General features: G+C 52.9%; 14 protein-coding genes and 1 tRNA gene. All 15 read right to left on the bottom strand.

The annotated features are described in order from the left end of the window. A partial coding sequence (locus HP459_RS19510) for a terminase (RefSeq protein WP_171936679.1) occupies positions 1-1,247 on the bottom strand: 1,247 nt, incomplete at its 3' end. After that, on the bottom strand, positions 1,247-1,849 hold the full coding sequence (locus tag HP459_RS19505; RefSeq protein WP_171936678.1) for a hypothetical protein: 603 nt from the start codon (positions 1,847-1,849) through the stop codon (positions 1,247-1,249). The genes HP459_RS19505 and HP459_RS19510, both read right to left, overlap by 1 nt. A gap of 3 nt (positions 1,850-1,852) precedes the next feature. Beyond that, on the bottom strand, positions 1,853-2,071 hold the full coding sequence (locus tag HP459_RS19500; RefSeq protein ID WP_017693187.1) for a hypothetical protein: 219 nt from the start codon (positions 2,069-2,071) through the stop codon (positions 1,853-1,855). A 93-nt stretch (positions 2,072-2,164) separates the two neighbouring features. After that, a complete protein-coding gene (locus HP459_RS19495) occupies positions 2,165-2,692 on the bottom strand; it encodes a hypothetical protein (RefSeq protein ID WP_032652818.1) in 528 nt (175 codons plus the stop codon). A 40-nt stretch (positions 2,693-2,732) separates the two neighbouring features. Next, positions 2,733-3,194 (bottom strand): lysis protein, encoded by a 462-nt coding sequence (locus HP459_RS19490; RefSeq protein WP_047727187.1) that lies wholly within the window; start codon positions 3,192-3,194, stop codon positions 2,733-2,735. After that, positions 3,191-3,643 (bottom strand): lysozyme, encoded by a 453-nt coding sequence (locus HP459_RS19485; protein ID WP_080031250.1) that lies wholly within the window; start codon positions 3,641-3,643, stop codon positions 3,191-3,193. The genes HP459_RS19490 and HP459_RS19485 overlap by 4 nt, the downstream gene beginning before the upstream one ends. Positions 3,644-3,698: 55 nt before the next feature. Further along, complete coding sequence (locus HP459_RS19480; RefSeq protein ID WP_017383027.1) at positions 3,699-4,019, bottom strand: hypothetical protein; 321 nt, start codon at positions 4,017-4,019, stop codon at positions 3,699-3,701. A gap of 179 nt (positions 4,020-4,198) precedes the next feature. Then, positions 4,199-4,273 (bottom strand) — tRNA-Ile (locus HP459_RS19475). A 474-nt stretch (positions 4,274-4,747) separates the two neighbouring features. Next, positions 4,748-5,437: a bacteriophage antitermination protein Q gene (locus tag HP459_RS19470; RefSeq protein ID WP_171936677.1), complete on the bottom strand. Its 690-nt coding sequence runs from the start codon at positions 5,435-5,437 to the stop codon at positions 4,748-4,750. Beyond that, entirely contained in the window at positions 5,434-5,550 is a 117-nt protein-coding gene (locus HP459_RS19465; protein ID WP_017383030.1) for a hypothetical protein, read from the bottom strand. The genes HP459_RS19470 and HP459_RS19465 overlap by 4 nt, the downstream gene beginning before the upstream one ends. Then, positions 5,547-5,930 (bottom strand): hypothetical protein, encoded by a 384-nt coding sequence (locus tag HP459_RS19460; RefSeq protein ID WP_171936676.1) that lies wholly within the window; start codon positions 5,928-5,930, stop codon positions 5,547-5,549. The genes HP459_RS19465 and HP459_RS19460 overlap by 4 nt, the downstream gene beginning before the upstream one ends. Beyond that, positions 5,927-6,538, bottom strand: a complete 612-nt coding sequence (locus HP459_RS19455) for a recombination protein NinG (protein WP_171936675.1) — start codon at positions 6,536-6,538, stop codon at positions 5,927-5,929. Before HP459_RS19455 ends, HP459_RS19460 begins: the two co-directional genes overlap by 4 nt. Next, on the bottom strand, positions 6,531-6,701 hold the full coding sequence (locus tag HP459_RS19450; RefSeq protein ID WP_171936674.1) for a NinE family protein: 171 nt from the start codon (positions 6,699-6,701) through the stop codon (positions 6,531-6,533). The genes HP459_RS19455 and HP459_RS19450 overlap by 8 nt, the downstream gene beginning before the upstream one ends. Continuing rightward, positions 6,701-7,156: a YbcN family protein gene (locus HP459_RS19445; RefSeq protein ID WP_171936673.1), complete on the bottom strand. Its 456-nt coding sequence runs from the start codon at positions 7,154-7,156 to the stop codon at positions 6,701-6,703. Before HP459_RS19445 ends, HP459_RS19450 begins: the two co-directional genes overlap by 1 nt. Before the next feature lie 201 nt (positions 7,157-7,357). Next, positions 7,358-7,794, bottom strand: a 437-nt coding sequence (locus HP459_RS19440) for a hypothetical protein (protein ID WP_171936672.1), incomplete at its 5' end; no start/stop codon positions are given.

The raw sequence follows: 7,794 nt of genomic DNA, 5'->3' as shown, positions 1-7,794 counted from the left end.
GTATCGACACCAGTTTTAGGCACAACGTTGAATGTCATCGAGTACACCTGACCATCAATTTCATAGCCTTCCTGCGCAAGCTCTTTGCGCGATTTAGCATCAGCGCCGAACTCGCGGTTTTCGATGTCGTGTGGACCCCAGTGCTCGCCGTACTCATATCCGCGGTCTTTCAGCACCTTCATGTAGTGCCTCAGGCCTTCGCCGGAATTTTCGTAGTAGTCGATGATATGGAACTCTTCGCCGACCTCGCGAACGAACCATATCGCCGTGGAGTCACCCACACCGATATCCCAGAACGTGTGCACCGGAAGGTGTGAGTTATCCGGTATTTGGCCGATCCGCTTGTTGGTGTACAGCCAGCGGAACTGTTTGGCGTAATACGCGCCCTCGACAGACTGCTGGAACGCCTCGGCCGGAATGGTCGGGTATTCGCGCTTCATGTCATCGCCGAGCGTTTTCTCTTTGGCGTAGTACCAGGCTTTCTGGCGTTCGTTGACGACTACGCCGTGCTTCGCCTCCATCTCAGCAAAGTACTCAAGCAGGCGTACCGGCAGTGATTCCACCGGGTCGATTGCGTACTGCGGGCTCTTCCACCAGGAGAAGAAGAAAAACTTCCAGTCCAGCGCGGATAGCGTTTTACCCTGCAGCAGCGCTTTCTCTGCCGTCTGGCAGTAATCGAAGAAGTAACCCGCCCGGCCCTCGGCTGTGCTCTCGATAGTAGCGAAGCATCCAGTCGATACCGCCTCAAACGCACCAGTGACGATCTCACGGGCTTTGTCAGGATACTTGGCGCATATCTTCCCGAACTCGGAAACGTGCAGGTAACGCAGCGTACCGCCACGAAATGAAGTGCTGACGTATAGTGAGCCGCCCTTCTTGAAGACGAGCTCGCCGGAAGAGTCATTGCTGGCCGGGTTGGCCGCCTTTATCTCTGCAGGCAGCTTATCGTATGCGTACTTCACCTTTTCGCGGAACAGGCGCTTTGCGTCATTCAGCGTGTGGGCAATCAGCGCGCACTTCGCCGACTCGAACAGTGCCGCGTCCAACTGGATAATGCACACCTCAGTTGTGAAACCGAGCTGACGTGCTTTCAGGATGATGTTGCGGGTGTGGATCCCCTCGAAGTATTCCCGCTGCTCAGGTGTCATCCTGAACCGCGTAGGCTTTCCCTCTTTGTCGGTGATCCAGTAAAGGTTATTCAGCCGCCAGTCTTTATCGGACAGCAGTTTGATGTGCTCAGGTTTCATTACGCCCCCTGAGACAGTGAATCCATCAGGTCAGACAGTTGCTTAACAGAGTTGTCGCCTTCCGGCCCGTCGATGTCGTAGGCCTGGCGCTCAAGCCCGACCAGATTCTTCAGCGCGTCACTCAGCGCCTTAACCGACTTAACGCGCTCCGGCATGCTGATGACCTTGTGGTAAATCTCATTGAGCTTGTCCTGACCCTTATCGTCAGGGTCGAACATCAACTCTCCGAGCTTCTCCAGCGCGGCCACGTCTGCGCACTCTGCGCCAAGTTCATCAAACAGGGCATTGGTTATCTGCCGGGCGCGCTTAATGTCGCCACGATGCTCCATGCGGACATTGGCTATTACCTCAGCCGTCGCCTCGATGAGTACGCGTTCGTTAAAAGTGACTTCACTGCGTACCTGTTTGCGTACCTCTGCTTTGCGTACCAGATCGTCAGCGCGTTCTTTCACTTTCGCATTCAGGTCTCGCGACCAGTCGTCACGCTTGGCACGCTTACGAATAGCGCCTTCGCTGATACCGTGTTGTGATGCTATCTCTCGGAGGGACATCACTCCGGCCCGGTACGCCGTCTCGATGGCCTCCCAGTCCGGTTTGCTCATTCGTTACTCCGTTGTTTGTTCTTCTGGTTGTTCGGTCTGCTCAGCCGGTACTGGCGTAAACTGCACGCGCTTCACATCGGCCGGAGCGAAGTAAAGCCACTCACCCGTCTCGGTCGCCAGCGGCACAAAGCCGTTAACCAGCTCAGGCTGACGTCGTGACATCTTGCCCGTGAAGGTTTCGCCTGTTTGGGTGGTTAGCGTGATTTGGTAGATGTCGGACATTGAGAGCCTCTTTATCCGCTTATGGGGATAATGCCATTACGATGAGGCTACTCATGGTGATGGCAATAAAAAACCACCCAAGGGTGGTTAGATTTATAAAACCTTTAGTTTTACATTTAGTGATTCGAGAATGCCTGCAAGGCGATTGGTATCGCCGCCCCTCATTATGTAATCTCGAAACTCACCTCGAAACTTATTCCATAAGACTTCGATCTCTGTTTCAGAGAAGAGATGTTCACACATGATCCATGCTTTGGTTGAGCCACTAAATGCATCCTTGAGAGCCATTTTATTGATGTATATCTGGGCAGGGTCAGCAACTCTATTTGCAACCTCAGGCGATGCTTGTAACCTTGCCCGAGCTAAATTGATCTGATGATAAGACCAATTTCTTGGCATAGAGTCCATAGCATAAATTAATTCAAGAATAGACCTCTTGAATTCCATCTTCAGCTTTAACATCTCTTGCTGACGCCAAGTATCCAAGGCGCTGAAAGCCATACCTAGAGTACCCAAGGAAATCAGAACACTGAATATAGTCGCAGCCATTGTCCACCACGCCCAATGTGCAGAGTCCTTAGCTGCCAACATAGCCTCTAATGCAATTTGTTTTTCGTCCATAATCACCCCTAATTTATCAAGGTGATTTTACTTGATTCAATCAATTTAAGCACTGCTCTTTGATGTATTCCTGCAAATAGCCGACCTGCTTCGTCACTGTGACGATTCGCTCTCTGAGGGTGAAATAATCCCGTTCAGCAGGGTCAGTAAGTCGGGGGCCGGGAGCATCGCCCAGGCTGCCGGTACTGGTCGCTCCGTTCGCGGGACATTTTGCGTTGAGCTGCAACCGACGCTTGCCAGAAGCAACATCGCGCTCAAGCTGATCGATAGTAGCCTTGGCATCTGCCATTTCTCCGGTGTATTTGGCATCCAGTGCCGCGACATCACGCTGACGCACCTGCATGTCTTTGATGGTGGCGTTCGCCAGGCTGAGTTTCTCAGTGGCTTTATCGCGCTGGTCTTTGTAGGTGATGGCGTTGTCGCGGTAGTGGTTAATCGCCCAGGCCATGGTAACGAGCAGGAAGATAACGACAGCACAGATGATTGCGGTTAATCGGCTCATTTCACACCGTCCAGGCAGAGCGCCTCTTCTTTCCCGGCACGAGTAACCAGACCAGGCAGAACCCTGCCGCCACCCCATACCCAGCGAGGGAACTGGTGGCATGCCGCTGTGATGTCCCCACTTCTGAGAAGAGAGAACATCGTGGAGGTGCGCATGTTCCCGCAGCCAGCTCGAAACGTTACCGATACAGCTGCCGAGAAAGTATTGTCAGACAGCTTGCGTCCATTTCCGTAGCGGTTAACGCAGGACTCAGCATCAAGGATGTTGCGCTCCCACTCGGCTGCGATCTGCTGGTCAGACTTAACGGTGCCGAGCTTTACGCCATGCGTATTACCCATTCCGTCAGTAAGCACACCTGCCGGGCACACATACGGATCACGTCGGCAAGATTCAGCGTTGCCGATTAACTCCAGCCCGCGCTCGTTAGTCCTGACATGGCCCGCATTCATCACGATTGCGATAATTGTAGCCACTGAACAAACGATCCCGGCCGCGCCACTCTTCTTACTCAGCTTCAAGTTCGCCACTGGACATTCTCCGCATTGCCTCCGTTACAACCTCGGCAGATGCCGGACGTTCGGAGTGGGGTTTCTCGCTTACCTCAGCAAGGTATTTAGCCAGTAACTGTGTACGTTTCTTTTCTTCTTCCAGCCGTTCACGCTCTTCTTTCCGTTTCGCGTAATAGGTCTTAATCGTGAAGTATGCAGAGACCAGCGCGCCGAGAATAAAGACGTAGTCCTGTAAACTGAGAACGGAAAATAACCCCAGAAGAGTTGACCACCAGTAAGGCAGATTGTGTCCATCTGTTGGGTTCATACGTTGCATTCCACACCTCCGGTTCCGGGGTGCTGTGTGGTAGTAGGGGAAAGGCCGTCAGACACGTTAGCTACGTGGCATCTGGAATTGATTGTCTGCGGCCTGGAATAAAAAACCTGGCGACAAGCCAGGAAGATGAGGGTAAGGCAATGTCGGCTCTATGGCCGAAGGGTCCCAGGTAGTGGGTTTGGGTCGCCCGTCTGGATTCGAACCAGCAATCATCCAATTATGATTTGGGAGCTTTACCGCTTAGCTACAGGCAAATAAAAAGGCCGCCTAAGCGACCTGTCTGTTGAGTTGCACCTTCACCACATTTTGAGCCCACGTAAAAAGCCTCTTAGGCCTTCAGCGTGCCTCCTGTAATGCGATGTGCACTCATCGATAACATCATGAGCTGACACAAAGCGAAGCGACTTACAACCGACCTCTTTGTGCAACTTGTTTTTGACGTTGAATATTCGAACACTAAAAGCATCATCCACCTTTCTGATTTCGTAACGATAGGTGATGTTGTTAGTGCCGCCAACATAAAGCTGGAAGTTCTTCATGATGAGGCCTCTCTGTTTTCACTGGAGGCCATATTTTACATAAGTAAAAAAAGATTATTAACTTTTAAAGATCACTTGGTTTACATAAAGCACAAAAAACAAAGCCCCGCACGGTGGCGAGGCTCTTAATTCTTTGTCGACCTACGAAGCAATGGCGACGATATCAGATTTACATGAAATATATGCGTTTCAATCCAGTTTTGCAAGACTTCTGTCGAAATTTGTCGCCTTTTGTTGTGAACGTGATCGCGTAACCTGCAACAAAGCACCGCTGTCCAGGCGAAGGAAGATACGTCTCATCTCCACCCAGCGGTCCGTAAACGTTTCTGACCAGTTCTTTGGCGTTACGCCCACCAGTTCCGCGAGCACCTGATATTCGTATGTCTCCCGCCCTGACAGCTCCGCTTTAACGTCCTGCGCCGCCAGCCAAATTAGCTTCTTCAGGCGATCCGTCGTCTTGCCGGCCACTTTCTTCGTGCCGAGCTGTTCCCGGAACTCTGTCCACGCCCATCGGGTGATCGCCACCTGGTGCTCAAAGCTAACGTTCTCGCTGTAGTTCCACAGCAGCCAGGCTTTCTGATGGTCCTCCAGCGATAGGACAGCGCGGCGCCATGACGCAGTGCCAAACTCTACCGGGCTGACAAGCGCGATGGACGATCCCTTAGCGCGGGACTGGCTGCCGCTCATCGCCGGGCCATCAGGGTTAACTTTCCGGCCGGTGACCGGGTCGGTGATTTTCTTCCGGCCCCGGCTTCGCGCCGTCGCGGTGAACTGCGCGTTTTCGGCGAAAGCTACAAGCTGCCCTTTCGTCGCCCCGCTGAGGTCTGCGGTCGCCACAATGAGCTGCTGACGTACGTATTCCAGTTGCTGACTGTTCATGCGGCTTCCTTCTGTGGCTGATTGGTTTTGGTCTGGCTGTGCTTTGCTACTGGCGGCAGGTTTGCGCGCTTAACGCTTTCGGCCTGGTACCGGATAATCTGGTCACGTGTCATTCGTACACCCTCTCGTTCTGCCACAGAGGAAGTGGAGACTTATCACCGGCGCGGCGAATGCGGGACTTGGCGTTCTTCTCAATCTGAATGAGCTTCTCGATGTTCTGGCGACGCTGTTTTTCCTCGCGGCGAAGATACTTAACGCTTTCCCAGTAGCGAGACTCCTGGTCGCAGAGCGTCATCAGGTAGTCGAATGGATCGATTAGCGTTTCGCATTTCCGGCAGCGTAGCGTTCGCTCTTTTCCGTTTATCGATACAGCCGAGTGCAGACACATGACCTTTTGGCCTTCTCGCTGAATGACCAGCCCATCCTGCATGTCGTTATTCTTTGACGGGAAAGCGACAACCTTGCCCAGTTCAATTTCGGTTTCTGTGCTCATGCTGCCTCCTGCTGTTTCAGTGCGCGAAGGTCTGCCCGGGCCTTGGCACGGATGCCATCGAGCTCTTCTCGGGTGTATCGGTGGGTTTCGTTGTTGGATTCCAGCGCCAGTACGCGCTCTTCGCCGATCAGTTCGACCAGGGCGGCGCGGTACGCCTCGATGTTCCCGGATTTGTGGACGTTGCAGGCGGAGCATTGGAGCCAGATATTGTCCGGATTAAAGCGAAGCTGTGGTGCGGCGGCCGTGGTGCGGTAATGCCCGGCATGCCAGGCAAACGCGGTCTTGGTTCCGCAGGAGATACAGCCGTGCCCGGCGGCCAGCAGCATTTCACGCCGCCAGTCGTTGAAAGCTCGCTGAGTCATCTGCACCCAGTGGCGGATTGGCTTCAGCTCATTACGGCGTTCTGCGCGGCGCTGGCGCCCTGCTTTCTCGGCTTCCTTCTGCTCCTTAATGCGCTTAGCCGCGAACTTAACCTTCTCCTTTTCGCGCTCTTCCATCGCGAGGATTGTACCGTGCTCAGGGCAGCACCAGCGGATCCGGATGTCGTTGAATTTCGGCACGAAGTATTCTCCGCACACTTTGCACTTACGGCGTGAAGGTTTACGCATGACCTCTCCTCGCCGCGAGACGCAGCCATTTCTGATCCACCAGGCGGGCGGTGTAGCCCTTCAGTGTCGGGATATCGGACGGCTTAACCACGGGCTTACGCTGGCGGCGCGCCGGAACGCGGAAGATTTCGTTTGTGATGACGCGGGAAAGTGGAGTAGACATCAGACCTCCTGCTTATCGCGCAGATGCTGGTACTCGCAGCTCTGCGGGATGGTCAGGTGGCAGCCGATATTCATCGCCCAGGCTTCGACTTTGCACAGGAAGATGTACATCTCGCCGGTTTCCAGATCGGCGGTATGGCGGAGAGATTGAACCGTGGTCACCTCTCCGGACACGACGTCTACCCGGTCCTTGCTTTCGTAGCCGAGATAGGTGTGCTTCATCGCGTCTTTGACCCACTCAGGCGTAGCGAAGGTCTTGCCGCGGGCGATGAGGTATTCGCTGATTTCGGTGTACCACATGTGGCTGAGCGCGTTCTGCGACAGGCTGCGCTTCTCGCGCCACCGTTTGACTTGCAGGCGGAAACATTGCCCGGCATCCAGCAATGGCTGAATCTGCTGGCCAATGGCCGCGAAGTTGCCGCGATGGAGTTTGATGCCGTCTACTGGCAGAGTCATACGGCCTCCTTAACGGAAACCGCAGAATGCAGAAAATCGCAGGTGCATTTCTGCATCTGTGACAAGGTGAGGAGTTCAGATTGTGGTCGCATTTAAGTCCCCTTAAATGCGCAGAAGTCACCGGAGTTGTTCAGGCTCCGATGACTCAATTATGGCGGGTTGATTCCAGAAAATCAATTTTGCAGAAGCATTCCTTTAGGACTATTCAGACTTGGAAAGCTTCAGTTTATCCTTAACGTGAAGAGTATTAATCAACCAAAAAGCACCAAGCAAGCACATACAATGTGCGCTAGTGACTAATTTGCATATACGAAGACGATTTTCTTCCAAATTAGGAGGTAGATCTTTCATCAGTGCCACTGCGTAGATCCCATCCTTTAGGATTGGCTCAATAACTTGATGTATATAGCCACCGTGGTTAATTTCTTCTATTTTTATTTTTTTAATCGTCTCTGCAAGCTTGTCAACTTCTTCATTTGTAATCACGTAGTCAATTTTATGAGCGTACTTGTTTCGAATGCTGTTAAGTTCAGACATAGCATCAGCAAGTGATACAGGAAGCCCTAAGAGAACGGCAGCTGAGAGCTTCGGCGCAAAATACTTATAGCTTTTGATAGCATTGTACTTTTCTGAACCCT

Source organism: Enterobacter sp. CM29 (assembly GCF_013179605.1).
Lineage (GTDB): Bacteria > Pseudomonadota > Gammaproteobacteria > Enterobacterales > Enterobacteriaceae > Enterobacter > Enterobacter intestinihominis.
This window is presented reverse-complemented; position numbering and strand designations above follow the sequence as displayed.